Origin of the sequence: Bacillus massiliigorillae, from assembly GCF_000380245.2 — a bacterium.
GTDB lineage: Bacteria > Bacillota > Bacilli > Bacillales > DSM-1321 > Bacillus_AD > Bacillus_AD massiliigorillae.
Genome location: NZ_HG428741.1, coordinates 105,459 through 131,760, shown reverse-complemented (window position 1 = coordinate 131,760; position 26,302 = coordinate 105,459). Strand labels below are relative to the sequence as shown.

Annotated in this window: 20 protein-coding genes and 1 other annotated feature; of the genes, 10 read left to right on the top strand and 10 right to left on the bottom strand. The window is 35.0% G+C overall.

Features of this window, described 5'->3' with window-relative positions; translation table 11 throughout:
- Positions 1-55: 55 nt before the first annotated feature.
- The gene (brnQ, locus tag TX86_RS00610) at positions 56-1,411 is read left to right on the top strand and encodes a branched-chain amino acid transport system II carrier protein (protein ID WP_042345304.1); all 1,356 of its coding nucleotides are present in this window, start codon (positions 56-58) and stop codon (positions 1,409-1,411) included.
- A 326-nt stretch (positions 1,412-1,737) separates the two neighbouring features.
- Here brnQ and ezrA read toward each other — a convergent pair whose 3' ends face one another.
- On the bottom strand, positions 1,738-3,426 hold the full coding sequence (ezrA, locus tag TX86_RS00605; protein WP_042345302.1) for a septation ring formation regulator EzrA: 1,689 nt from the start codon (positions 3,424-3,426) through the stop codon (positions 1,738-1,740).
- 312 nt (positions 3,427-3,738) lie between these two features.
- On the opposite strand from ezrA, the gene hisJ reads away from it, so the two are divergent.
- Positions 3,739-4,560 (top strand): histidinol-phosphatase HisJ, encoded by an 822-nt coding sequence (gene hisJ, locus TX86_RS00600; RefSeq protein WP_042345300.1) that lies wholly within the window; start codon positions 3,739-3,741, stop codon positions 4,558-4,560.
- Here the strand turns inward: hisJ and refZ are convergent.
- Complete coding sequence (refZ, locus tag TX86_RS00595) at positions 4,550-5,188, bottom strand: forespore capture DNA-binding protein RefZ (protein ID WP_042345298.1); 639 nt, start codon at positions 5,186-5,188, stop codon at positions 4,550-4,552. The two genes, hisJ and refZ, sit on opposite strands and share 11 nt — an antisense overlap.
- Before the next feature lie 203 nt (positions 5,189-5,391).
- Here refZ and TX86_RS27545 point away from each other — a divergent pair, with 203 nt between their 5' ends.
- Entirely contained in the window at positions 5,392-5,529 is a 138-nt protein-coding gene (locus TX86_RS27545) for a GAF domain-containing protein (RefSeq protein WP_336469861.1), read from the top strand.
- 114 nt (positions 5,530-5,643) lie between these two features.
- On the opposite strand, the gene TX86_RS00590 is transcribed toward TX86_RS27545, so the two are convergent.
- Entirely contained in the window at positions 5,644-7,515 is a 1,872-nt protein-coding gene (locus TX86_RS00590) for a sensor domain-containing diguanylate cyclase (protein WP_042349994.1), read from the bottom strand.
- 535 nt (positions 7,516-8,050) lie between these two features.
- Here TX86_RS00590 and rpsD point away from each other — a divergent pair.
- Positions 8,051-8,656 carry a 30S ribosomal protein S4 gene (gene rpsD / locus TX86_RS00585; protein WP_042345295.1) on the top strand — a complete coding sequence of 202 codons (606 nt, stop codon included), beginning with the start codon at positions 8,051-8,053 and terminating at the stop codon, positions 8,654-8,656.
- A 246-nt stretch (positions 8,657-8,902) separates the two neighbouring features.
- Here rpsD and tyrS read toward each other — a convergent pair whose 3' ends face one another.
- Positions 8,903-10,162, bottom strand: a complete 1,260-nt coding sequence (gene tyrS, locus TX86_RS00580) for a tyrosine--tRNA ligase (RefSeq protein ID WP_042345292.1) — start codon at positions 10,160-10,162, stop codon at positions 8,903-8,905.
- Between the two features lie 58 nt (positions 10,163-10,220).
- Positions 10,221-10,454, bottom strand: a binding site (T-box leader).
- A 194-nt stretch (positions 10,455-10,648) separates the two neighbouring features.
- On the opposite strand from tyrS, the gene TX86_RS00575 reads away from it, so the two are divergent.
- The gene (locus TX86_RS00575) at positions 10,649-13,609 is read left to right on the top strand and encodes a transglycosylase domain-containing protein (protein ID WP_081707515.1); all 2,961 of its coding nucleotides are present in this window, start codon (positions 10,649-10,651) and stop codon (positions 13,607-13,609) included.
- Positions 13,610-13,654: 45 nt separating this feature from the next.
- On the opposite strand, the gene acsA is transcribed toward TX86_RS00575, so the two are convergent.
- Positions 13,655-15,373, bottom strand: a complete 1,719-nt coding sequence (acsA, locus tag TX86_RS00570; RefSeq protein WP_042345290.1) for an acetate--CoA ligase — start codon at positions 15,371-15,373, stop codon at positions 13,655-13,657.
- Positions 15,374-15,588: 215 nt separating this feature from the next.
- On the opposite strand from acsA, the gene TX86_RS00565 reads away from it, so the two are divergent.
- The 3 genes from TX86_RS00565 to TX86_RS00555 all read left to right on the top strand — a co-directional run bounded on the left by TX86_RS00565 (position 15,589) and on the right by TX86_RS00555 (position 18,130).
- Positions 15,589-16,221: a GNAT family N-acetyltransferase gene (locus TX86_RS00565; RefSeq protein WP_042345288.1), complete on the top strand. Its 633-nt coding sequence runs from the start codon at positions 15,589-15,591 to the stop codon at positions 16,219-16,221.
- 95 nt (positions 16,222-16,316) lie between these two features.
- On the top strand, positions 16,317-16,964 hold the full coding sequence (locus tag TX86_RS00560) for an acetoin utilization AcuB family protein (RefSeq protein ID WP_042345286.1): 648 nt from the start codon (positions 16,317-16,319) through the stop codon (positions 16,962-16,964).
- Positions 16,958-18,130 (top strand): acetoin utilization protein AcuC, encoded by a 1,173-nt coding sequence (locus TX86_RS00555; protein WP_042345284.1) that lies wholly within the window; start codon positions 16,958-16,960, stop codon positions 18,128-18,130. Before TX86_RS00560 ends, TX86_RS00555 begins: the two co-directional genes overlap by 7 nt.
- A 62-nt stretch (positions 18,131-18,192) precedes the next feature.
- Here the strand turns inward: TX86_RS00555 and ccpA are convergent, their stop codons facing one another.
- Positions 18,193-19,203 (bottom strand): catabolite control protein A, encoded by a 1,011-nt coding sequence (gene ccpA / locus TX86_RS00550; RefSeq protein ID WP_042345282.1) that lies wholly within the window; start codon positions 19,201-19,203, stop codon positions 18,193-18,195.
- Positions 19,204-19,735: 532 nt separating this feature from the next.
- The gene (locus TX86_RS00545) at positions 19,736-20,818 is read right to left on the bottom strand and encodes a bifunctional 3-deoxy-7-phosphoheptulonate synthase/chorismate mutase (protein WP_042345280.1); all 1,083 of its coding nucleotides are present in this window, start codon (positions 20,816-20,818) and stop codon (positions 19,736-19,738) included.
- Positions 20,819-21,166: 348 nt separating this feature from the next.
- Between TX86_RS00545 and TX86_RS00540 the strand changes: the two genes are divergently transcribed.
- Positions 21,167-23,326, top strand: coding sequence for a cell division protein FtsA (locus tag TX86_RS00540; RefSeq protein WP_042345278.1), 2,160 nt, complete (start codon positions 21,167-21,169; stop codon positions 23,324-23,326).
- A 52-nt stretch (positions 23,327-23,378) separates the two neighbouring features.
- Here TX86_RS00540 and ytxJ read toward each other — a convergent pair whose 3' ends face one another.
- From ytxJ to TX86_RS00525, 3 genes are all read right to left on the bottom strand, one after another.
- Entirely contained in the window at positions 23,379-23,708 is a 330-nt protein-coding gene (gene ytxJ, locus TX86_RS00535; RefSeq protein WP_042345276.1) for a bacillithiol system redox-active protein YtxJ, read from the bottom strand.
- Between the two features lie 98 nt (positions 23,709-23,806).
- Positions 23,807-24,307: a YtxH domain-containing protein gene (locus tag TX86_RS00530; RefSeq protein WP_042345274.1), complete on the bottom strand. Its 501-nt coding sequence runs from the start codon at positions 24,305-24,307 to the stop codon at positions 23,807-23,809.
- A 33-nt stretch (positions 24,308-24,340) separates the two neighbouring features.
- Complete coding sequence (locus TX86_RS00525; protein WP_042345272.1) at positions 24,341-24,841, bottom strand: DUF948 domain-containing protein; 501 nt, start codon at positions 24,839-24,841, stop codon at positions 24,341-24,343.
- Between the two features lie 209 nt (positions 24,842-25,050).
- Here TX86_RS00525 and TX86_RS00520 point away from each other — a divergent pair, with 209 nt between their 5' ends.
- On the top strand, positions 25,051-26,166 hold the full coding sequence (locus tag TX86_RS00520) for an aminopeptidase (RefSeq protein ID WP_042345270.1): 1,116 nt from the start codon (positions 25,051-25,053) through the stop codon (positions 26,164-26,166).
- Positions 26,167-26,302 lie beyond the last annotated feature (136 nt).

The window sequence follows — 26,302 nt, the reverse complement described above, 5'->3', positions numbered from 1 at the left end:
TCTTATTGTTGTAATAATTCAAAAAATTCAATTTTATGCATCAGGAGGAAACAAAATGAACAATGAATTCTCGAACAAACAAATATTCGCTATCGGATTAATGCTATTCGCATTATTCTTAGGAGCAGGTAATATTATTTTCCCCCCATTTTTAGGGCAACAAGCTGGTTCAAACATTTGGATTGCCGTAGCTGGTTTCCTAGTAACTGGTGTAGGACTACCGCTACTAGCTGTTATCGCAGTAGGTAAAGTTGGCAACCTACAAACGCTGGCTGGTCGCGTACACCCTGTCTTTGGTATTGTATTTACAATTATTATTTATTTAGCAATCGGACCTTTCTTTGGGATTCCTAGAACAGCAACTGTAACTTTTGAAGTAGGCGTTCTCCCATTCTTAAGTGAATCTGCTGCACAATCATTTTTACCATTAGCTATTCTTTCAGTAATATTCTTTGGTGTTTCAGCTTGGCTTGCTTTAAACCCTACTAAACTAGTAGATAGAATTGGTAAGATTATTACACCTATTCTTCTAACTGTATTAGTCATTTTAGTAGGTAAAAGTTTCTTGAGCCCACTTGGACCTATTTCTAACCCTGCAGAAGCTTACGAAACACATTCATTCTTTAACGGCTTTATCGAAGGATACTTAACTATGGATACAATCGGTGGTTTAGTATTTGGTATCGTTATTATTTCAGCCATTAAAGGACTTGGTATTACAAAGAAAGAAGCAGTTACAAGTGCTGTTGCAAAAGCTGGTATTATTGCAGCAATCGGATTAGCTTTAGTTTACTTATCATTAACATACATCGGCGCAACAAGTGTTAACGAAGTAGGTATGCTAGATAATGGTGGAGCCATTTTATCAGCTTCAACTAAAATTCTATTTGGTAACGTAGGATCTATCATTTTAGCTTTAACTATTACACTTGCATGTTTAACAACATCTGTAGGATTAATTTCATCTTGTGCTCAGTATTTCTCACAACAAGTACCTGCATTTTCTTACAAAGCCATTGTATTTATTCTAGCAATCTTTAGCACAATCATTGCAAACTTTGGCTTATCAAAATTAATCTCTATATCTTTACCAGTTTTAAGCTTTATTTATCCTTTAGCAATTACACTAATCGTTGTTTCTTTCTTCCATAAGTATTTTAATGGATATTCTGCAGTTTATGCAGGCTCTATGCTTGCAGCTGGAATTTTCAGCCTAATAGATGCTCTTACAGCAGCTGGCTTCAACCTTGGTGGAATTACAGAAATCACATCTCTATTACCTTTATCAGCACAAGGAATCGGTTGGCTTTTCCCAGCACTAATCGGTGCATTAATCGGATTCGCTTATGGTAAAGCTACTGAAAAGGTGTCACAAACAGATCGTTCAATGGTAGATATCGATATAGATTAATACTTAAGAAAAGCGCAAGCGCCCGTTTTGCGACGTATAGATTGGAGCACTTCGACTGAGATAAAGTCAACACGAAGAGGCGGTAGCCTTTTTCGTGTTGACTTATCGTAGGGAGATGTCCGAAATCTATACGTCGCTGGGTGATGGAGCTAGACACCGCACAACAAAAGAAGCAGTCATAATCAAACTTGTTAAGAACTGATTATGACTGCTTCTTTTGTTATATGTATTTTTCCGATTCAACTCGTTCAAATGATAAGAAAAGACCATCCCATATAGTCGGTAGCTTCGACTTACGAGACAGCCTCATCATTTCATTCACCTAGTTAATCGATATTCAATTCAACTTTTATATTTTTGATACTACCAGGTTCCATTTTTTCTAATACCGCAGCCGCTTCTTCAAGTGCTTCACCAAATTCATATGATCTGAACTTATTTTCCGCTTCTTGCAAAGCACTCTCAACAGAAGGGTAACGACTTCGATAACGATTTGCATATTGGATAACCTTTTCAGCAAGTAGCATTTGTTCAATTAACTCCCGCGTTAAATCCGTGAATTCATCAACTATTTCATTTGCTTTCTTCAAGAAAATCTGAACAGCAGTCATATCTAACGGTTTTTCTTCTAGCTTTTCATTTACATCTTTTAAAGCTTGTTGTGCTTCATTTAGAAAGCTTGCATACTCACTAGGAACACCAGGCATATTACTCTGAGTAATTTCTTTACTCGCTTGTATTAGTTTTTGACGTAGTTCTTTTATGCGATCACGTGCGACTAACTCATCCTTACGAAGAGCATGTAACTTACGAGCAAAAGCCTCTTGCTCTTTCTTCACTTTTTCGATTTGTTGTTCTACCTCTTTTAAACTTTCACTAAGAATGCTATACCCTAAATCATGCTGTTCAATTTTCAATTGCAGCTGTTCACATTGCTTAGTAATTGTAGCAATTTTCTTTTCTAATTGACGATGAACTTTCATTTCCGAATCCGATATATGATAACTATTTTGTATAGTGGAGATTTCTAACATCAACTTATCATTTTCGTATTTCATAACAGCCGCTTCTTCAGTTATTGCTTCTCTATGTTTGTTCACATATTGTCTCGATATCACTTCTTCTTCAAATAACTCATATAACACCGAAACTTTGTCTTTGAACTCTTCCATTTCCTTCTCAACTTCAATAACCTCTGATTTATCTAGCCTTTCAATAAAAGAAGCGAGCTGTTTTTCCATTTCTTCAATCGTTTTGGGAAAGTCAAAATGATTTAGTATGTATTCTTTCTCTAGCATCTCTTTGTAGCCTTCTTTTAGCTCTGACAATTGATTTGGTAAAGTAGTCATACATTCCATTAATAAAGTTGGGATTGACTCCATTTTATTAAGAATATCCTTCATAGATGCTTTACACTTTAAAACATATTCGCGTGCTTGAAGATAGTTCCCTTTTCCTGTAACTTCTTCATAAACTGAAATACTTTCAGCTATTTCTTCTAGTTGATGTTCTATTTGATCTGCAGCCTTACCATATGTATGTCTATGCGCCAAAAGTTGTTTCTTCGCAACTCGATAATTTTCTTGTAATTCTTTCATTTCCACACGATTCTTTTCTTCGCTACCTACTAGATCATTCAACTCATCGATGATACGATCAATATCATTTTCAATTCTTTTTAATTCTTGTGAAATTTTCCTTTGAACTTCCTTAGAGCTACTAAAACGATACTTATCAATAAATTCCTCAGCATCAAATAGCATTCCTTCTATTTCAGGAAGCTGAACCGTTACAATTTCATCCCATTCATTTCGCCATTTCTCAAACATCTCTTCAGTTTCACCATTCATATTTAGCTGTTTGACTTTCGATAACTCATCCAGAACAGGGCGATTCATCACATTCAATTTCCATTCTTCTAACTTATCAATATCTTTGTATCGCTTTTTTTTAAAAAAGAATCCAATAACAAAAAAAGCAAGAACTAAAACTAAACCTCCTAAAATAAACTCCACTTAAATAAAGCCTCCTGTCTGAACTATATATGTATAAATTCATTAAAAATCAATTCATTAAATTTAAAATCTAAATGTATACAAAAAGATTTTAAAAAATATCATTCATTTCTCTCAAACTTCTCTCAAAAATATGTTCATAGTACCATTCGCCAAAAACAGCCAAAAATCCCCTTTATTTTCGAAAAAAAAGAAGAAAAATGCTCTTTTTATTGATTTTATGATACCATGTAAACAATCATTTTTGACTAGTTATTTAAACTTTCCAACAAAATTCACTTATATTTTTTTATTGAGAGGAGAATTAACAAAATGCTAGCAGATGGACATATCCATACACCGTTTTGCCCACACGGATCATCCGATTCTTTTGAGGAATATATAGAGTGGTTCATTAAAAATAATGTAGAAGAAATATCATTTACAGAACATGCTCCACTACCAAACGATTTCGACGATACAACACCAACAAAAGATAGCGCGATGACCACAACTCAATTAACAGAATATATAGAACAATTAAAGAAACTCCAACAAAAGTACAAAAAACAAATTAAAATTAATATTGGTCTTGAAGTGGATTATATAGAAGGATACGACACAAGCATCACTTCATTCCTACAAGATGTAGGACCACTATTGGATGATAGTATTTTATCTGTTCATTTCATTAAGGATAATGACAACTACTATTGTATCGACTATAGTGATGATTATTTTAATAAAATGATTCAAATATTCGGGTCTGTATCAAATATTTATGAAAAATATTATGACACCGTAAAACAATCAATTAAAGCAGATTTAGGTCCCTTTAAACCAAAAAGAATCGGCCATATTACATTAGCGCATAAGTTTCAATTAAAATACCCTCCTGAACGTAACTTTAAACATCAGGAAGAAGCCTTACTTTCATTAGTAAGACATCACCAACTAGCACTCGATTATAACGGAGCCGGTATCGCTAAGAAATATTGTGCGGAACCCTACCCTCCAGAATATCTTGTAAAAAGAGCAATGGAGTTAGGAATTCCACTCGTATACGGTAGTGATGCACATTGTGCCAAAGATCTCGGACAAGGATTTAAATATCTCTATAATAATGCCAATCTAGTAAAACCATCTAGCTTGTAACGCCTACTTTAGATTGTAGAAGTGATTGATTTAAGAAGTCCATGCATTGTTCCTTATATTGCTCAATATAATATTGTTCTTGAGGCAATATATGTAATAATTGTTTAGCATAATCGACATGCGTAAAAGGAGCTGTTAACAGACCTTTTATAACTAGAATGAACGATTGAATACTTACTTTTCGAAATACATTGGTTTTTATACCTTGTTCAATCACATATTGAAGATAATAACGTTCTTTTGCCATATAAGTAGATAATACTTCACGATTCAGCATTGTATCTCTAGACATTTCTCGAGTAATAAAACGAGCAGCTAGAAAATTGTCACCTTGAAATTGAACTAAGTTGGATATAATGGATTTCATGCAAGAATCAGCTTTTGAATATTCCATTTCTTGCACAGCATTTTCTATAATTGCAGTATAACGTTCAAAATAATCTATAAAGCAGTATTCAAGCAAACCATTTTTATTCTTAAAATAATAAGCAATATTGGCGGAATTTATTTTAGCTTTTTGTGCTATATCACGAATAGATGTTCCATCATAACCATTTGTCTGAAATAAAAGTAGGGCCGCTTCAACAATCGCTTGTTTTGTTTTATTCTTATTTTTTTCCGTTTTCATCGCAATCACCTAACTTTTCATTTTTTGAAAGTATTCGTCGAAAATCTAAACTTTCCTTTAAAATAGTTTCGACACCTTAAGACAGCTCGAAAATAAACGAAAAAAATCGTGATGAATACAATAAAAGAAAGGAGTATCTTGATGTATAAAGTCGAAAATTACTCAGGTACATTAGAGGAAAAATACACATATTACAATCCGAAATCGTCATTCCTATCTTTAAAAACAATGAACTTATCGGTGTATTAGATATCGATAGCCCTGAATTAAACTACTTTTCAAAGGAAGAAGGTCAACTTTTACAGAATGTTGTAAAAGTTTTGGAAGAGCATATTAAATAACGACATAAAAAAAAACGTAGCACAGACCAATATCAAGGTTTGCACTACGTTTTTTTCAAAATGCTACTATATATTTCCTCTAAAATATCAATCAGTAAAAAAAGCGTAAAAGACTTATTCCACTAATCCAAGTACAACTTTATTTTTCCCAGTATTCTTCGCTTCATAAAGAGCAGAATCTGCACGTTTGAATAAATCTTTTGTAGTATCTTCTTGCGCATTGTTCCAGTATGATACACCACAGGAAATACTGATTTGGGGCATTGTTTCCAATTGAACTTTACTTCGAATACGTTCTGCAATGACCTCACCAACTGTTAAGGTCACCCGTGGCAAGTAGATTGCAAGCTCTTCGCCCCCCCACCTTGCACCAATATCCGTTCCTCGAATATTCTTCTGAATAATCGAAGAGACTTGAACCAATATCTCATCTCCAACTTGATGTCCATACGTATCATTAACCTTCTTGAAGTTATCGATATCAATTAAAATAAATGTACCTTCTTTTTCTGTATTCATAGATTCGTGTAGTTTTTTATCTAAATAACTTCTAGAGTACAATCTAGTTAAATGATCAGTTACAACCATTTTCTCTAATTCCTCACGCAAAATAGAATTTGTAAAAGCTAAGGTAGAATGGTGAATCAACGATTGTAATAATTTAAAGGCTTCAAAAGAAAAATAATATGCCTCACTATGCATCACTACTGCAAATCCTTTAACCACTCCACTCTGTACCATCGGAACTGCCATTACGGAACGATATAAAAACGATTCAGCACCTTTTAATTGTAAATCCCCTAAAAACAAAGATTCTTTTCGATCAATAATGGTTTCTTTAATATAACGGATATATATCCAAGCCTGCTGTTTCTTAAAAAAGTCCGAACTCCCTTGAAGAATTTCAACTTCGCCATTCTCCTCATATAAAACAAAACCAATTTCCTCAGCATTAAATGACTTGCTAATTTGATTTTTCATATATGTTATTGTTTCTGTTAAACGTAAGTTTGAATTTAATTGGTGTGAAGTTTCATTTATAAGTTGCAAATCGGCTATTAGCCGTTTAGATTGTGAATACAACTGAGCATTTTCAATCGCACTTCCAGCAGTATTAGCCAGTAAAGTAATAAACTCGATTTCCCCTTTTGGGAATATCATCATACATGGTGATGTTACTTGTAGAACACCATATACTCCTTGTTTCCCCTTCAAAGGTGCATATAAAACAGATTTTTGTTCAAGTATTAAATCTTCAAATTGAGCAGTTCCTGTAACATAAGCCTGCATTACCGATATATTTTCACTATCGTATTCCAAGTCTTTTATAGGGAGATCATTATGGTGATTATTATCATGTGATAAAAGTAAATAATAAGTAAAATTCGGAAATACTTCCCTAAGCGTATAAATAATTTCCCTGAGAACCTCATCCATATTCATAGATGAATGAAACTTTTCTGTTACTCTGAAAAGCTGTTTATATCGTTTTTCTTCAGCCACTATTCTAGAAATATTTGATACTGTCTGTATTAAACGTGTACATTCGGTTGAGAGAGCTTTATAAAAAGAAGAATCTTGAGGCATTAACGAATTTTGCTTATTTTCCATCATAGCAAGAAGACCTATTACTTGTTCATTTCTTTTCAGCGGAATAAGTAATTCATATTCTTCAAATTCACTTAACGGAAAATTCCGATAAAACAAATCATTATTCTGTATCTCTTTCATGTGTGCTTCACATATTTTAATGTAATCTACATTATTTTCATTCTTATTATGATTCGTCGATACTTTACAATATAATCGTTGCTTCTTTTCATTATATTGATAGAAAGTAATTTCTTTAGCCTCTAATCCTTGTATGAGTTGATTTAATATTTGTTGTACTACCTGTTCATATTGTAAATTTTCTTGTTCCATTTCTAAACATTGAATAGTAATACTTTTTAACTCACATAATAAAAAATATTTTTCTTGATCCATTCCCATCATCCCTATAAATTGTTGCAATCCCGTACTCATTTTATTTAAACTTGTAAAAGATAATTTATTTTTCACACAACGTACATCTTCCAATTGCTTAATTATATGATAACTTTTTATTGTTTATAGTAAAAAATACATACAATTTCTAATCTAATTATACCTTTTTTTTCTAAAAAAATCCCGAATAATTTATGTCCTTTTAACTATTTTTAGTGATAAACATAAATACTTCCCTTTAAAACAATTGATTTTGGCATAATTCTTGTCTTATCCTCCATACTTTCAGTTTCTACATACATAGAAAATCGTGACACCCTTGACATTACATTTCCTACATTATATAATGTCACTTGTGTAAAATATGCGGCTTGTGCAAACAGATTGTGAACACATTTTGTTCCTCATATAAGAGGTGTATCTTGTAACCCTTGGCTGCGAGGGCGAGGATACATGAAAACAAAATGGTCATGGTCATCGTTTTCACTACTGTTTTTATTTTACAAAATAAAAACAAAAAGAGGAGGAGTCATTCATGGCTCGTTATACAGGTCCAAGCTGGAAATTATCTCGTCGTCTTGGTATTTCATTATCAGGAACAGGTAAAGAATTAGAAAAACGCCCTTACGCTCCTGGACAACATGGTCCAAACCAACGTAAGAAATTAACTGAATATGGTCTTCAGTTACAAGAAAAACAAAAACTTCGTCATATGTATGGAGTTAACGAACGTCAATTCCGTACTATGTTTGATAGAGCGGCTAAAATGAAACAAGGTATCCTTGGTGAGAACTTCATGGCATTACTTGAGTCTCGTCTTGATAACGTTGTTTACCGTTTAGGTTTAGCACGTACTCGTCGTCAAGCTCGTCAATTAGTTAACCACGGTCACATCCTTGTTGATGGAAAACGCGTTGATATTCCTTCATACAAAGTATTACCTGGTCAAGTAATTGCAGTTCGTGAAAAATCACGTAACCTTGACATCATCAAAGAAGCTATCGAAGTGAACAACTTCACTCCAGATTACGTTACTTTTGATGCTGAAAAATTAGAAGGTACTTTCACTCGTTTACCAGAACGTTCTGAAATGCCAGCTGAAATTAACGAAGCACTTATCGTTGAGTGGTACTCTCGTTAGTTTATTGAAAAAACCATCTGCTTATGCGGATGGTTTTTCTATTTGATTCAGATTCACCTATATATAATTACTCGAATAAATCACATTCTCTTTTCAAGTGACTATATGTCTTCCAATACGAAAGAATTAATGGTAAAAATAAAAGAACTACAGCCCAATTGATAACAGAAATATATGCCAAAGATTTCACCATAATAAAAAAGCTGCCGACAAAGCCGACAGCTAGTAAAAAGTAATTTACTCTTATTAATATTGAATTAACGTATACTTCTTCTTACCACGACGAATAATTGTAAATTGGTCTTCTACACGATCATTTTGTGATAAAACATATTGTACGTCTGTTACTTTATCACCATTGATGCTAATTGCACCATTTGTAATATCTTCACGCGCTTGACGCTTAGATGGGGAAATCTTAGCATTTACAATCAAATCAACTAAAGTGATTTCTGCTCCATCTTCATGCTTGTATGACGGAACATCTTTAAAACCTTGCATAATTTCAGCGGCTGTTAAGCTCTTAATGTCTCCACTAAACAATGCTTGAGAAATGTTAATCGCTGTATCAAGAGCTTCTTGTCCATGAACTAAACGTGTCATTTCTTCCGCTAATGTTTTTTGTGCTTTACGTAAATGTGGTTCTGTTTGAACCGATTCTTCAAGAGCTTCAATTTCTTCTTTAGATAAGAACGTAAAGATTTTTAAATATTTAACTACATCTTGGTCAGCTGTATTAATCCAGAATTGATAGAACTCGTATGGTGTTGTCTTTTCAGCATCTAACCAAACTGCTCCACTTTCTGTTTTACCAAATTTCGTACCATCCGATTTTGTTACTAATGGAATCGTAAATCCAAATCCTTTTGCACCTTCACCTTGTACTTTACGAATCATTTCTAAACCAGTTGTAATGTTACCCCATTGGTCACTACCACCAATTTGAACTTTACAGTTGTAGTTTTCATATAAGTGATTGAAATCAATTGCTTGAAGAATTGTGTACGTAAATTCAGTGAATGAAATACCAGCTTCTAGTCTTGAAGAAACGATATCTTTCGAAAGCATATAGTTAATACCAATATGCTTTCCATAATCACGAAGGAAGGAAATCATATCTAAAGAACCAATCCAGTCATAGTTATTTGTCATGACTGCACCATTTTCTCCTTCAAAATTAAAAATACGCTCTAATTGCTTCTTCAAGCATTCTACGTTATGTTGAATTTTCTCAATAGATTGTAATTGACGCTCTTGTGTTTTACCACTTGGATCACCAATCATACCAGTTGCTCCACCAACAAGAATAATTGGTCTATGACCAGCTTCTTGGAAGCGACGTAATGTTAAGAAAGGTAATAAATGCCCAATATGCATACTATCAGCAGTTGGGTCAACTCCACAATATAAAGAAGTCATTTCTTTCTTTAATTGCTCTTTAAAACCTTCTTCATCTGTTTGTTGATATATAATGCCTCTCCATTGTAAATCTTGTAATAAATCCATACTGCTTACCTCCTGTGAAAAATCTTTTTTTAAAATACAAAAACGCCCCTTCAATATATGAAGGGGCGAAATAATCGCGGTACCACCCAACTTGAGGATTACAAATGACAATCCTCCACTCAAAGAAAATAACGGCTCCGTAAACCGTTCACTACTACTGACTGTATAAACAGCGTTCCTAGCAAATGCTCGAGGTAGTAATTCATGCGTTTATATGTTCCGGTTTTCACCAACCACCGGCTCTCTAAATACAGTGATAAACACACTACTAAGCACCTGTCATCGCAACTATATGAATCATATTCGTAAATCTCCCTGTATTCTATTATATCACCAATCAAAAGTCAATGTTCCCCCACTTTAAACATAAACCGCAACATGAATAGACATTTACCATGAAGTAATTTATTAAAATAATTCAATCCTTCGCTATTTACCTAGTGGATTATGATATAATAAATTCTGAATTTCAGGGGGTTAAAAATAATGAAAGAAACTAAAAAGCCGAATACACTATCACAATTCTTCAACAGGCTTCGAGACCCAAAGAAAAAGCGAACTTTTCGCATTACTTATCATGTAATTTGGAACTTAATCCTTTTATTTATCATTTTGGGTGGCATTGGTGCAGCTTTTGCTGGCGGTATCGGAGCAGGCTATTTCGCTTCCCTCGTCAAGGATGAACCTATTCGTTCGAAAGAGGAATTGTCGAAGGACATTTACAACTACGAAGAAACATCAGAGCTATACTTCGCAAATAACGTATATCTAGGAAAGCTTCGTACAGACCTAGAGCGTGAAGAAGTTCCTTTAGAGGAAATGTCGAAGTACTTACGAAATGCTGTAATTGCAACTGAGGACGAGTATTTTTATAAGCACGATGGTGTCGTGCCAAAAGCTGTCTTCCGTGCAGTTTTTCAAGAAATGACAAATTCAGCTGTTCAATCAGGTGGTAGTACATTAACACAGCAACTTATTAAGCAACAGGTGTTAACAAATGAAGTTTCATTTCAAAGAAAAGCTAATGAAATTTTACTAGCTTTACGTCTTGAAAAATTCTTCGATAAAGATGATATTCTTGAAGCTTACCTAAATATTTCTCCATTTGGAAGAAACTCTTCAGGTAGAAACATTGCAGGTGTTCAAGCTGCAGCAGAAGGAATCTTTGGTGTTGATGCAAAGGATTTAAACCTTGCACAATCTGCTTATATAGCTGGTTTACCTCAAAGCCCATTTGGATATACTCCGTTTACTAATCAAGGTAAACTAAAAGAAAATCTTGAGCCTGGATTGAACCGTCAGAAGATTGTACTTTCAAGAATGTATAGCGGTGGTTTCATAACAGAGAAAGAATATAATGAAGCTCTTGACTATGATGTAACAAAGGATTTCACTAACGCATTACCACCCGCATTTGAGAAATATCCATTCTTAACAACAGAGGTTGAGCAGCGTTCTATACAAATCCTCTCAGCCCATCTAGCGAAAGAAGATGGATATACAGAAGCGGATTTGAAAAAAGACAAAAATCTAGGTAACAAATATGTTGCGAAAGCAGATAAAGCTATTCGTCAAAACGGTTATAAAATTCATACTACAATTAATAAAGATATGTATGATGCTATGGATAATGTGACTAAGAATTTCTCTTATTATGGACCTACCAGACAAAGAGAAGTGACTGATCCTGAAACAAAAGAAACAAAAACAGTTCCAATGCCTGTTGAAACAGGTTCCATGTTAATTGAAAACAAAACAGGGAAAATATTAAGCTTTGTTGGAGGACGCGATTTCAATCGTATGCAACTTAACCATGCGACAGGCGCTTATCGTTCAAACGGCTCTACGATGAAACCTCTATTAGTTTATGCACCAGCAATAGAACTAGGGACGTTAGCTCCTGGTACATTAGCTATAGATGGTCCAATTAATATACATGGTTGGCAACCTAAAAACTATGGAGGCGGCTATAGTGGGTTAACAAGTGCTCGTAAAGCATTGAAATATTCACAAAATACACCTGCCGCACAGTTCTATATGGATATCATTAATCAACGACCAGCTAAGTTCCTTGAGAAAATGGGATTCACTTCATTAACACCAGGTGATTATGAGAATCCAGCTGCATCCATTGGTTCTTTAGGCAAAGGGGTAACAGTCGAAGAAAATACAAATGCCTATGCTACATTGGCTAATAATGGCCAATTCGTCGACGCTTATATGATTGAAAAGATTGAAACAAAAAAAGGTGAAATCGTCTATCAACATAAATCAGAGCCAGTTAAGGTATTTTCACCAACAACAGCTTACTTAACAATCGACATGATGCGTGACGTCGTTAATAGCGGTACAGCTGCATCAGTACGCGGACGCTTAAACTTCTATTCTGACTTCGCTGGTAAAACCGGGACAGGTAACCATTATAGTGATGCCTGGTTTGTAGCTTCGAATCCAAACGTTACACTTGGAGTATGGAATGGTTATGATTTAGAAAAGTCACTAGACATTGGTGGCGGTTTAAGCTACAGCAAACGAAATCAATATTTATGGGCAGATTACATGAATGCCTTGTATAAAGTTGACAAAGAATTAATTGGAACTAAGAAACGATTCCAAAGCCCTGGAGGTTTCGGAAGTCGCTCATACGCTTCCATGTATAATTTACCAAGTGATTTATTAGCTGCGGCGGGGATTAGCTCTTCTGATTTATTCCCATCCAACTATTCTGCGAAACTAGGAAATGCTACAACAGCAAATGGAAAATTTGTTGTCATTGGAGGTAAACGCTATTTAGCACTCCCAACAACTCCTGCTGAATTTACTGAATCAGGAGCGATACTATCACCTGATTTCGTTAAATTAATTGGTAGCCGTTGGCTCATAAGCAATAGCATAGATTTAGGTGGTTCTAATAGTGGTGCTGAACAGCTAAGTGACAATGGAAGAGCACCATATGCTTTATCGATTACAGCTTCAGGTAATACGATTTCATGGAATGGCCATGGAGATGGCGATGTTATTGGATATCGAGTGTACAAGGATAATAGAAAAGTAGCTTCGATAAAAGTTGGACAAGCACTAACCTTCTCTGGAGGAGCAGGTTCTTATATCGTAAAAGCAGTTGATATCGCTGGTAACGAGTCTCCTGCATCGAATGTCGTTACAATAGGTGGAGGAAAAACAGAAACGACACCACCAACTACTGATTCGACAAAACCCGATTCAAAACCAGGTACAGATACAAATCCGGGAACTGGTACAAAACCAAACCCGAATCCTGGTACAGGTACGAAACCGGATCCAAACCCAGGAACAAAGCCGGATCCGAATCCGAATCCGAATCCGAACCCACCAACAACTCCGGACCAAAAACCGGAGGAAAAACCTGAAACACCACCAACTCCACCAACTCCACCAGCTACACAAAATGGAACTGGTGGAGCTTAAAAAAAGAAGAGGTCGACAATGTCGACCTCTTCTTTTTTACTTCAATTAATCTTCAAGCGTAGATAAATCTCCAGTTGGTAAATCAAGCTCCCAAGCTTTCAATACTCTTCGCATGATTTTTCCGCTTCGTGTCTTTGGAAGTTTATCTTTAAATTCAATCTCTCTAGGAGCAGCATGAGCAGCCAGTCCATTTCTTACAAAGAGACGAATTTCTTCAATAAGTTCATCACTTGCTTCGTAGCCATCACGTAAAGCAATGAATGCTTTAATAATTTCTCCACGAACAGGATCAGGCTTTCCGATTACACCAGCTTCTGCAATTGCTGGATGCTCTACTAATTTACTCTCTACTTCAAAAGGACCTACACGCTCACCAGCCGTCATAATTACATCATCAATTCGACCTTGGAACCAAAAATAGCCATCTTCATCCATATAAGCAGAATCGCCAGATACATACCAATCACCAGGCATGAAATATGATTCATATTTCTCAGGATTATTCCAAATTTGGTTCATCATAGATGGCCAACCTTTTTTGATTGCCAAGTTACCCATTCTATAAGGTGGTAACTCAACTCCTTGGTCATCAACGATTGCAGCAACAACACCTGGAATTGGTTTGCCCATCGAACCTGGTTTAATTTCCATACAAGGATAATTACAGATTAACTGAGCACCTGTCTCTGTCATCCACCAAGTATCATGGATACGAAGATCGAATACTTTCATTCCCCAACGAACCACTTCAGGGTTCAATGGTTCACCAACACTTAAAATATGACGTAACGTACTTAAATCAAACTTCTTAACAACTTCATCACCAGCACCCATCAACATTCTAAATGAAGTAGGAGCGCTATACCAAACTGTTACACCGTACTCTTCAATTGTTTGATACCAAGCTTCTGGTTTAAAACGTCCACCAACTACAACATTAGAAACTCCATTTAACCATGGACCAAATATGCCATAAGAAGTACCAGTTACCCAACCTGGGTCAGCAGTACACCAATATACATCACTTTCTTTCAAATCCAATACCCATTTTGCTGTTTGATAATGTTGGATCATAGCATTATGTACATGCAATACTCCTTTTGGCTTTCCAGTTGATCCTGATGTGTAGTGTAATAATAAGCCATCATTACGGTCTACCCACTGAATATTTAATTTGTTGCTCGCAACTTGAAAATGTTTATTGTAGTCAATTACTTTACCTGCTTCGCTAACATTTTCACCGATAACTAAGACATGCTTTAAAGCAGGAAGCTCATCAACAGGAATTCTAGGTAATAACTCTGGGGTAGTAATGATTGTTTTCGCTTCACTATCTTCTAAGCGATCTCGAACTGCACCTTCCATGAAAGCTTCGAAAAGTGGTCCAACGATTGCTCCTAATTTAACAGCACCTAGTAATGCAAAATATAATTCAGGAGAACGAGGCATAAAGATAAATACTCTATCACCTTTTTCAACACCTGTAACACTCTTTAATACATTACCAGCTTTATTCGATTGTTCCTTCATTTCTTTAAAAGTATACTTTTCATTTCTGTCTGCATTTCTGTAATATAAGGCCACTTGGTTCTTTTTAACACCTTCTGCATGGCGGTCAATTGCTTCATAGGCCATATTAACTTGTCCAGTCTCATGCCAAGAGAAGTTCTTTTCTACCTGTGCCCAATCAAACTCCCTATACATCTCTTCATAGCTCTGTAAATTAAAATCCCCTTGAATTACTGATAGCGCTTCCACTTTCATCTGTCCATCCCCTTTTTTACAAGTTACAAATATATTATAAACTATTTATTATATATTCTCAATTTTTAAAAAAATAAACAAAATGGTATTTTTCTACCATTTCCTCCATTTATCATCCATTTTTCCAATGTTCACACAAAATATAATAATAATTCTTTATTTTGTATTTTTTTGTGCAATAATTAGAAAGATGAAATTGATAAGGCGGTGAAAGGATGGATCACAGGAAAACGTACAACGCAAAAGAATTTGAAACTGCGCAAGGTACTATTGTGATTGAAGGTCCCGTGTTACCAGAAAACCTAGAAAGATATGAATTCCATGAAGGTCTAGTTGCTTTTCGTCCTCCCCAACAACAACATAAAGCAATCGTTGAAATAGCCAAATTACCTGAGGGACGAATCATTGTTGCAAGGAAAGACAATGTTATCGTTGGATATGTAACTTATTTATATCCAGATGAGTTAGAAAGATGGTCTGAAGGTAAAATGGATGATTTAATAGAGTTGGGGGCAATTGAAGTTATTTCTGATTATCGTGGCAGTGGAGTAGGAAAGAACATGCTTCGCGTTGCTATGATGGATGATGCAATGGAAGACTATATTATCATTACTACAGAATATTACTGGCATTGGGACCTGAAAGGTACAGGTCTGAATGTATGGGAATATAGAAAAATTATGGAAAAAATGATGCAAGCTGGTGGACTTGAATATTTTGCCACAGATGATCCTGAGATCTGCTCACATCCAGCTAACTGTTTAATGGCGCGCATTGGTTCCAGGGTGCACGCTGATTCCGTAGAAAAGTTTGACCAGTTACGTTTTATGAATCGCTTTATGTACTAGATTGAACTAGCAATCAGTCAATCTAGATTCATATATAACTTTACTTCATGTGTTACCTAGTTTACTAAGAACTTCATTTTAAGGAGGCTATTCTTTTGATACTAGAAGAAATCATGAGTCAAGATGTTATTACTTTAACAGAGCAAGATTCCATAAAAAAAGCCATCGAAGTTATGAGAGAACACAAAATTAGACATATCCCTATCGTGAACGATCAATATCATTGTACTGGGTTAGTATCCAACCAAGACATTCGAGATGCAACACCATCCATTTTTCAAACGAATGAACACACGGAAATTCTTCAGAAACCATTACGTTCTATTATGAAAACAAATTTAATTACGGGGCACCCGCTTGATTTCGTTGAAGATGTGGCTGTTGTATTTTACGAGAATAAAATTGGCTGCATGCCTGTTTTAACTGACAAAAAACTAGTTGGAATTATTTCAGAGACTGATTTACTCCACACTTTTGTTGAATTAACCGGTTCTAATCAACCTGGTTCCCAAATTCAAGTGAGGGTACCTAACAAAACAGGTATGCTAAGTGATGTATCAGCGATTTTCAAAGCACAGAGAGTAAATATCCAAAGTGTTCTTGTCTATCCTGACCACTCTGATAAGGATTTTAAAATCCTTGCTATACGAGTACAAACGATGAACCCACTTCCCGTTGTCTCAAGTCTTAAAGGACATGGATATACTGTCCTCTGGCCTAAGGAACCGGAGTTTATATCATGAAAAAAGCAGTCTTCGTTTATTCAGATGAAATGTTAAAATATAAATTTAATGATAATCATCCTTTCAATCAATTACGACTTAAACTAACATTAGACTTACTTCAAATGAGTAATGCCATAAGTGATGAAGATATCATAAAACCTCGTATAGCAACAGATGAAGAACTTTGCTTGATTCATGATCCCAACTATGTTGACGCTGTTAAACTTGCTAGTGAAGGATTATTGTCTGAAGAACGGGCTGAAAACTATGGGCTAGGTACAGAAGATACACCCGCTTTCCCTAATATGCATGAAGCAAGTGCGATGTTGGTTGGTGGAACTTTAGCTGCTGTAGATGCAGTTATGACCGGAAAAGCAGAACACGCCTTAAGCTTAGGTGGTGGTCTTCATCACAGCTTTAGAGGTAAAGCTTCAGGATTTTGCGTATATAACGACAATTCTATTGCTATTAAATATTTACAAAAACATTATAATGCCAGAGTTCTCTATGTAGATACAGATGCACATCACGGTGATGGAGTACAGTGGTCCTTCTATGATGATGATCAAGCTTGTACATTCTCTATTCATGAAACAGGGAGATACTTATTTCCAGGTACAGGGAATATTAATGAACGCGGACAGGGAAAAGGATATGGCTATTCTTTTAATATTCCAATCGATGCTTTTACAGAAGATGAATCCTTTCTTCACGCCTATGAAACAGCATTTAAAGAAATTGTGGAATTTTTCAAACCTGATATTATTTTGACGCAAAACGGTGCAGACGCTCACTACCTTGACCCCCTCACACATTTATCTGCAACTATGAATATATACGAACGCATTCCAAAACTTGCACATGAACTTGCACACAAATACTGTAACGGACGTTGGGTTGCTGTCGGTGGTGGAGGCTACGATATTTGGCGAGTAGTTCCCCGAGCCTGGGCAAGAATTTGGTTAGAAATGACTGAATTATCAAATATAAAAGGGGATCTTCCAACCAATTGGATTGAAAAATGGCAATCTAAATCTCCTGTTACACTTCCAAATAGATGGCATGATCCTACACATATGTATGAACCCATTCCACGTAAGGCTGAAATAACTGAAAAGAATGCACAAATGCTAGAAAAAGCACTTTATCCAATCCGCTCAAGTAGAAAAACGGTTGATAAATAAAACGTAAAGAGGCGTATGAAAAGTAATTATACAATCACTTTTCATACGCCTCTTTTCTCATTTTATTCTTCTATCTTCTTAGTTGACTGACGTTCTTCAATTCTATGTGGAAGAACAACAATGTCATCACTAACTGATTCTTTATTCATTAATTTAGTAAGCAATCGCATTGCAACTGCACCAATATCATATAATGGTTGAACAATAGTAGTAATTTGTGGTCTAACCATTAGTGTTAATTTCGTATTATCGAAACTAATGACTTCTATATCATCTGGTACATTGAAGCCTTTATCTTGAATACCATGAACAACACCTACTGCCATTTCATCAGCCCCTACCAACACAGAAGTTGGTCGATCTGCTAATTCAAGTAAACGATCTGCCGCTTCAATTCCTGAATCATAAGAGAAATCTCCCTCGATTATATAATCTTCATTGTAAGCAATGTTATGCTCTTCTAAAGCTCTCTTATAACCAGCAATTTTCTTAATATTAATCGGTTCTTCAAAATTACCTAATACTAATGAAATCTTTGAATGCCCACGGTCAATAAAGCTCTTTACACTGTCATATGCCGCTGCTTCATAATCAATATTTACTGATGAAATTTGCTGACTATTTTCTAGTGAACCCGCAAGTACGATTGGTACAGGTGATTTTTTGAACTCACTAACATGCTCTTCAGTAATATTCGCACCCATGAAAATAAGACCATCTACTTGTTTCCCTAGCATTGTATTTAAGAGGTGTAACTCTTTGTCTTTATTCTCATCGGAGTTACTTAAAATAATATTATATTTATACATTGTTGCAATATCTTCTATTCCTCTAGCTAATTCAGCAAAAAAGATATTTGAAATGTCAGGAATAATAACCCCTACTGTTGTTGTTTTCTTACTAGCTAACCCTCTTGCAACGGCATTAGGACGATATCCTAATCGGTCAATTACTTCCATTACCTTTTTTCTAGTAGCTGGCTTAACATTCGGGTTTCCATTTACGACACGTGAAACCGTCGCCATAGAGACATTCGCTTCTCTTGCTACATCGTATATCGTTATGTTATTCATTACATTTGGCACTCCTTCAATTATTAAAATGGATTCTTTATTGTACGTTATAAAACTATATGAAATATGAAATTTTATACTTATTCATCATTTGCATTGCTCAAAATTACACAAAGAAAAGAACATAAACACATTGTAAATACTACTCTAATAATACTTTATATTACGATAAGGTGCAGATAACTGCAATGTTGTTTGTATAAATTTTTCCTTAAGTTATAATTTCTATCCTATTATATAATACCATTTCATCCCTACTAACTGACAGATTTTTCTGCAAGATAATTTAGTTAAAGGTACTATAAACTACTTTTAAGGATAAGTCCATCTATTCTCTCACTTATTTTTTACATTATATGTATTTTATTCAAAAAAACCGGCACCAGTCTTTTTGGATTGATGTTTATGCTCCCCGATTTACTCCCAATCGAAAAAGAGCTATGCGGTAGAAATAAGACGAGTTGTTCTTGAAAACCCACTAAAAAAGGGTTATCTCCTCTTAATAAGAGATAACCCTCAATTTAACAGATACTTATTGCTTCACTGTCACTTTCAACTGATTTTGGATGTTTTTCCAGAAAGAATCGAATTCTTGGAAGTCCATTTGTTGAGCTGAATCTGAAAGAGCTACACTTGGATCTGGATGAACCTCAGCCATTACACCATCCGCTCCAATAGCTAATGCTGCTTTAGCAGCTGGAAGTAATAAATCTTTACGTCCTGTAGAATGTGTCACGTCAACAAGAACTGGTAAATGTGTTTCTTGTTTTAGAATAGGTACAGCCGTAATATCTAGCGTATTTCTTGTCGCTTTCTCGTATGTGCGAATGCCTCGCTCACATAGAATAATATTGCCATTACCTTGAGACATAATGTATTCTGCTGCGTGGATAAACTCATCAATTGTAGCTGATAAACCACGTTTTAGAAGTACTGGTTTATCTACCGCACCAGCAGCTTTTAATAATTCGAAGTTATGCATATTACGTGCACCGATTTGAATAACATCAATGTAATCTAATGACTTTTCAATGTCGGATGGACTAACAATTTCAGTAATAACAGATAAACCGAACTCATCACTTACTCGTTTAAGAATTTGCAGACCTTCAAGCCCTAAACCTTGGAAATCATACGGAGATGTTCTTGGTTTGTATGCTCCACCTCTGATGAATTTCAATCCTTTAGCCTTTAATTCTTGTGCAACTGCCGCTACTTGCTCATACGATTCTACAGCACAAGGACCAAATATCATTGTAGGCGTTCCATTTCCTATTTGCTCATTATTAATTGTAATAATCGTATCTTCTGGTTTTCTCTTTCTAGAAACTAGTAATGCTTTCTTCTGATCATCTTTTTGAAGATCCAAACTCATTTTAAAGATTTCTTTAAAAATATGTTTGATAATGCTGTTATCTAAAGGACCTTGATTGTTCTCTTCAATAAGGTCTAACATAGCACGTTCTCTTAAAGGATCATATTTATTTACACCTTGCTTCTCTTTCACACGACCAATTTCTTGTACAACTGTAGCTCTTTCGTTAATAAGCTCTAATAAAGAAAGGTTAATATTATCTAGCTTGTCACGTAACTCATTCAGTTCGTTGTTGCTCATGTCCCACCCATTCCCTTCGAATATGTTTTTAATCTATGCATTAAAGTGTACTTTGATAATGTCAAAGGACCATTAATCCAACAACTTTAATGACTTTAGTATTTATAATACATTCTAATATAATTAGAAGTTATTATAAATCAATTTAAACTAAATGTCACGAAAAAACTTTAATAATTAAACGCTTTTAAGTGCTAAAGCAAAATATTTTTTCCAAATAGAACGAAAATTAAAGTATTATTAAAGTATATCTGAATTTAATATAGATACAAGAAATTTTTCGATATTTTCAGAATATATTTAAAGGTAATCTTTCATAAATAGTACAAGAAAAAGAAGGTGTTTAGATTGCAAGAGAAATTATTTGCATTAGATATAGGAACACGCTCAGTAGTTGGCATTATCCTAGAAAAATCGGAAAATAATTATCATGTTACTGACATTTTATCAATTGAACATACAGAAAGAGCAATGCTAGATGGACAAATTCACGATGTTCTCTCCGTATCTCAAATCATAGCTGAAATAAAAGAAAAAATGGAAATCGATCACGGTCCTTTAAAGAGCGTTTGTGTAGCTGCTGCAGGTAGAGCGTTAAAAACTGAACGGGCATCAGTCTCTGTTGCTATTAAAGGCAAGCCAATGATTAATAAACAGGATATTCTTCACCTTGAGCTAACAGCCGTCCAACAAGCTCAAACATTTGTTGCTGAGAAATATAACAACGAAAGAAGTTTTGATTATTATTGTGTAGGCTACTCTGTTTTATACTATCGTTTAGATGGAGTAGAAATAGGAAGCTTAATTGATCAAAGTGGAGAGGAAGCATCAGTAGAAATTATTGCAACATTTCTTCCTAAAGTAGTTGTTGAATCACTAATTGCAGCACTTAAGCGAGCAGACTTGGAAATGCAAGCACTTACTCTCGAACCTATAGCTGCAATAAATGTCCTTATTCCCCCTTCTATGCGTAGGTTAAATGTTGCTCTCATTGATATCGGGGCTGGAACATCCGACATTGCTCTAACAGATTCTGGAACCGTTATTGCGTACGGGATGGTACCGATTGCTGGTGATGAAATTACAGAAGCAATAAGTGATGCTCTTCTGCTCGATTTTCCTTTAGCCGAAAATACGAAACGACAAATAAATACGGAAGATACTATTACAGTTACAGATATATTAGGCTTTGAAGAGGAGATATCTAAGGAAGACATAGTTGAAAAGATATATCCTGCTTTAACGAAGCTAGCAGAATCAATCAGTACAGAGATTTTACAACTCAATAACAATCATTCACCTAAAGCGGTAATGCTAGTTGGTGGAGGTAGTCTTACGCCAGAGCTACCAAAGCTGCTTGCAGCTAATTTAAGTCTTCCAATTAACAGAGTAGCTGTTAGAGGAATAGATGCTATTCAAAACTTAACAATTGATTCTAAAATTCCAAAAGGACCCGAACTTGTGACACCAATTGGTATAGCATTAGCTGCACAAAAAAACCCTATTCAATATTTAACGGTTACTGTCAATAATATAGCAGTTCGTTTATTTGATATGAAACGCTTAACAATTGGAGATTGTTTGCTAGCCACAGGAATGAAAGTCAATAAATTATACGGTAAACCAGGAATGGCTACTATGGTTAATGTAAATGGGCAAAGTATTACCGTTCCAGGTATACACGGAGGAGCACCAACTATACTACTAAACGATCAACCCGCCTCATTAGACGATGAAATAGAAGCTAACGATCGAATTACTGTAGAACGCGGAAACGACGGAACACAACCTACCGTTTACATTAAAGACTTATTAGATGATATTCCAATAAAATCAGTCATTATCAACCAAACAAAATACGTTATTGAAGCCGTTATAAAGAAAAATGGGCAAATTGTAACAAACGAGGAAGAAGTACACGATCGTGATGAAATCATTTGCAAATTACCTGAAACAGTGGATGCATTACTGAAAGCATTAGGGCTTACTCCATTACTTTCCCAATTACAAGCCTTCACCGTTTACTTAAATGATAAAGCATATTCCTTGAATAAATATAGTGGTAAGGTAATCAAAAATGGAGTAGAAGCACGCTTATCTTCTCCGTTTGATGATGGGGATACCATTCAAATAGAACGTGCTACTGCACCAACACTTCAAGAGGTTGCTAACAGTCTAAATCTCGTCTTAACTCATTCGATTCCAGTAACATTTAACGGAAATCGAATTACCTTGAAGAAGACCGTTACAGAAGTATATCGAGGAGATTATCTCTTACAAGAAAAAGACATTCTTAAATATGGGGAAAAATTAAGGATTGTGCATAATAAGATACAACCATTTATTTTCCAAGATTTATTCCGTCATGTTGACATTGACTTGCCTAAAGTAGCAAATAGCCGATTTATTCTTGTGAAAAATAATAAAGAAATTGGTTTCCATGAAGAAATAGAACCTGGCGATGATCTACGTATAATGTGGCCAGCCTATGGAAATAAAACACAATAACTACGCAAACACAGAAGCCCTTCATATAAGTTAATATGAAGGGCTTCTTCTTTTATTTCTCTTCCAATACTTTTGTAAGTGCTGATTGTGTAATATTCCAATGTGAATCATGCCATGCAACATCACCGTTTTTAAATAGAATTGCTTGAGGCGATGCATGTTTAACATGAAAGTCTTGTGCAATTATATTAGAAAGCTCTCTGTCTTCTTGCACTACTAAATATACTGATGGGAATTCAGGGTGGCTTTCAGTAAATTTAGTGAATTCAGCATATGCTGCACCACTAACAGGACAAGTGGAGCTATGCTTAAATAAAACAATGGCTTCTTCTTTCAAGTATTCACGTAACTGTTCTTTATCATGTATATGTTCCAATGTCATTATTACCTCGCCCTTTCTTTATGATTTCACAAATAAGCGGTGAAGTCATCTTAACACTTCACCGCTTAAAAATCCAATATTTACCCTGTAGTTCTTTATTATTGTTTTAATTTATTTTCTGTTTCTGTTAGGGCATTTTCTGCTTCTTCTAACTTTTGCTTCACATGACTTTCATTAATAGCAATATAATCCGTAGTTGATGATGCTGCTTCAGAAGATGCCGTATTTGCACTAACTGTTTGTGGAACTTCTTTACGTTGTAACTTCTTCACGTTTTCTTTAAGAGTTTCCGTTTGTTTAGCAACAGTCTCTCCAAGAGTGCTTGTTTTAGCCTTCGCTACTTCTGTTAATTCAGCGCCTTTTTCCATTGCAGCTTTACGTATTTTTTCTGTCTTTTGAGATAACATCTTCGCGCTATCATTTAAATCATAACGAAGTTCTTTTCCTGATTTAGGAGCAAGGAATAGAGCAGTAGCTGCACCAACAATTCCTCCAATTAATGCACCAATCATAAAATCTTTAGAATTAATAGAGTCGCGATTATTATCATTTTTTGCACTATCTCTTGAAAGGTCTTTTTGGTATTCATTTGAATTCATATTGATCTCCTCTTTCCTATTTATATTGAAAAATTAGCCTCGTGAACGTAAATTTCTTCTTGCTTTCTTTTCTGGTTTTTCATTTTCTTCATAAGCTGCATCTGAAGTTGCTTGTGATTTTCTTTCAGACCTTTTCTTCCACATATCTCGCAGTTCAAAAAATGCATTTCCCCACTGCACAGCTTGAGCAATCTTATCTTGGTTTTCTACCAGTTCATTTTCAACTTTCGTTGTCACATTCTGTAATGAATTATTAAAACCCTTTACAGTTGTTCCAACCTCTTTAACCGCATCCACTACAGAATTTAAATTTTCCGATTTCTTCTGTAAATCCTCTGCTAAAGCATTTGTTTTATGTAATAGAAGAGTCGATTCAGTAGTAAGCCCTTGCAGTTGTTTCTCTAAACCAGTGAGTGTATGTGACACACTATCAAGCGTTACTTGAAGTGATTTTAACGTTTTTGTTAAATAAATGACTAAAATAAAAAACGCAATGGCCGCAACAGCTGCACTCAAATAAAGAATTATTTCCATCTTTACACCTCCGCACTTGCACTTTCTAGATAAATACCCTTATTCATCCATTATAAACTATTCTACACGGAAAGCTTTAAAAAAAGTAGTTTGTTTATCTTTTCTTTACGAAAAAAATCCACTACTAAAATTTTTTCAAAAATTCGGTTACAATAATAATGACTCTTTCATAAAACAAAACATTAAACCAATAGGAGGTTATGAAAAACATGAGAGATCCTAGAATAAGTAAATTAGCAAGTAATCTCATTAATTATTCCTTGAAACTAAGAAAAGGTGAAAAAGTACTAATTGAAAACTTCGGTATTCAGCGTGAATTAGTGAAGGCTATCATTGAAGAAGCTTATAAAGTCGGAGCATATCCTTTTGTGTCATTGAAGGACCATCAAATTGATCGTGCTCTTTTAATGGGTGCCGAGCAAGAACAATATGACATGATGGCTACTTTCGAGGCAACAGTTATGAAGGAGATGGATGCTTACATCGGTCTTCGATCTGGTGATAACATTAATGAACTAGCAGATGTACCAGCAGAACGAATGAAGATTCAAGGAGATACTGTAGGCAAAAAAGTACATAGTGAAATTCGAGTTCCTAAAACAAAATGGGTTGTAATGCGTTATCCTAATAGTGCCATGGCTCAACTTGCCAAAATGAGCACTGAAGCTTTTGAAGATTTCTATTTCAACGTATGTAATTTAGATTACAGCAAAATGAGTAAAGCAATGGACAATCTTGTTGAACTTATGAATAAAACTGACAAAGTACGATTAACTGGACCAGGTACAGACCTTTCTTTCTCTATCAAAGATATACCTGCTATTAAATGTGCAGGAGAAATGAACATTCCAGATGGTGAAGTATTTACAGCTCCAGTTAAAGATTCTGTTAACGGAATCATTACATATAACACACCATCACCATATCAAGGTTTTACATTTGAAAATGTGCAGCTAACATTTAAAGACGGAAAAATCGTTGATGCCAAAGCAAATGATACTGAACGTATTAATAAAATCTTCGATACGGATGAAGGTTCTCGTTATGTAGGTGAATTTGCAATTGGCGTAAATCCATATATTCTACACCCAATGCAAGATATACTTTTCGATGAAAAAATAGATGGTAGCTTCCACTTCACTCCTGGTCAATGCTATGATGAAGCTTTCAATGGTAATTCATCTAATATTCACTGGGATATGGTTAATATTCAAAGACCTGAATATGGTGGAGGAGAAATTTACTTCGACGATGTTCTAATCCGTAAAGATGGTCTATTTGTACTACCTGAGCTTGAAAGCTTGAATCCAGAAAATCTAAAATAAATAGAAAAACCGTCACCGATCTTTTTTGATTGATGTTTATACTCCTTGATTTACTTCCAATCAAACAGAGCTATGCGACAGAAATAAGACGAGCATAACAGGTGTAAGGTTAGACAATGCTCAAATAATAAAAAAA

Bases quoted from the DNA above. Each gene is read 5' to 3' on its own strand.
- brnQ (WP_042345304.1), top strand. From the start codon at position 56: ATGAACAATGAATTCTCGAACAAACAAATATTCGCTATCGGATTAATG.
- hisJ (WP_042345300.1), top strand. From the start codon at position 3,739: ATGCTAGCAGATGGACATATCCATACACCGTTTTGCCCACACGGATCA.
- refZ (WP_042345298.1), bottom strand. From the start codon at position 5,188: ATGAAAACGGAAAAAAATAAGAATAAAACAAAACAAGCGATTGTTGAA.
- TX86_RS00590 (WP_042349994.1), bottom strand. From the start codon at position 7,515: ATGGATCAAGAAAAATATTTTTTATTATGTGAGTTAAAAAGTATTACT.
- rpsD (WP_042345295.1), top strand. From the start codon at position 8,051: ATGGCTCGTTATACAGGTCCAAGCTGGAAATTATCTCGTCGTCTTGGT.
- tyrS (WP_042345292.1), bottom strand. From the start codon at position 10,162: ATGGATTTATTACAAGATTTACAATGGAGAGGCATTATATATCAACAA.
- TX86_RS00575 (WP_081707515.1), top strand. From the start codon at position 10,649: ATGAAAGAAACTAAAAAGCCGAATACACTATCACAATTCTTCAACAGG.
- acsA (WP_042345290.1), bottom strand. From the start codon at position 15,373: ATGAAAGTGGAAGCGCTATCAGTAATTCAAGGGGATTTTAATTTACAG.
- TX86_RS00565 (WP_042345288.1), top strand. From the start codon at position 15,589: ATGGATCACAGGAAAACGTACAACGCAAAAGAATTTGAAACTGCGCAA.
- ccpA (WP_042345282.1), bottom strand. From the start codon at position 19,203: ATGAATAACATAACGATATACGATGTAGCAAGAGAAGCGAATGTCTCT.
- TX86_RS00545 (WP_042345280.1), bottom strand. From the start codon at position 20,818: ATGAGCAACAACGAACTGAATGAGTTACGTGACAAGCTAGATAATATT.
- ytxJ (WP_042345276.1), bottom strand. From the start codon at position 23,708: ATGACATTGGAACATATACATGATAAAGAACAGTTACGTGAATACTTG.
- TX86_RS00530 (WP_042345274.1), bottom strand. From the start codon at position 24,307: ATGAATTCAAATGAATACCAAAAAGACCTTTCAAGAGATAGTGCAAAA.
- TX86_RS00525 (WP_042345272.1), bottom strand. From the start codon at position 24,841: ATGGAAATAATTCTTTATTTGAGTGCAGCTGTTGCGGCCATTGCGTTT.
- TX86_RS00520 (WP_042345270.1), top strand. From the start codon at position 25,051: ATGAGAGATCCTAGAATAAGTAAATTAGCAAGTAATCTCATTAATTAT.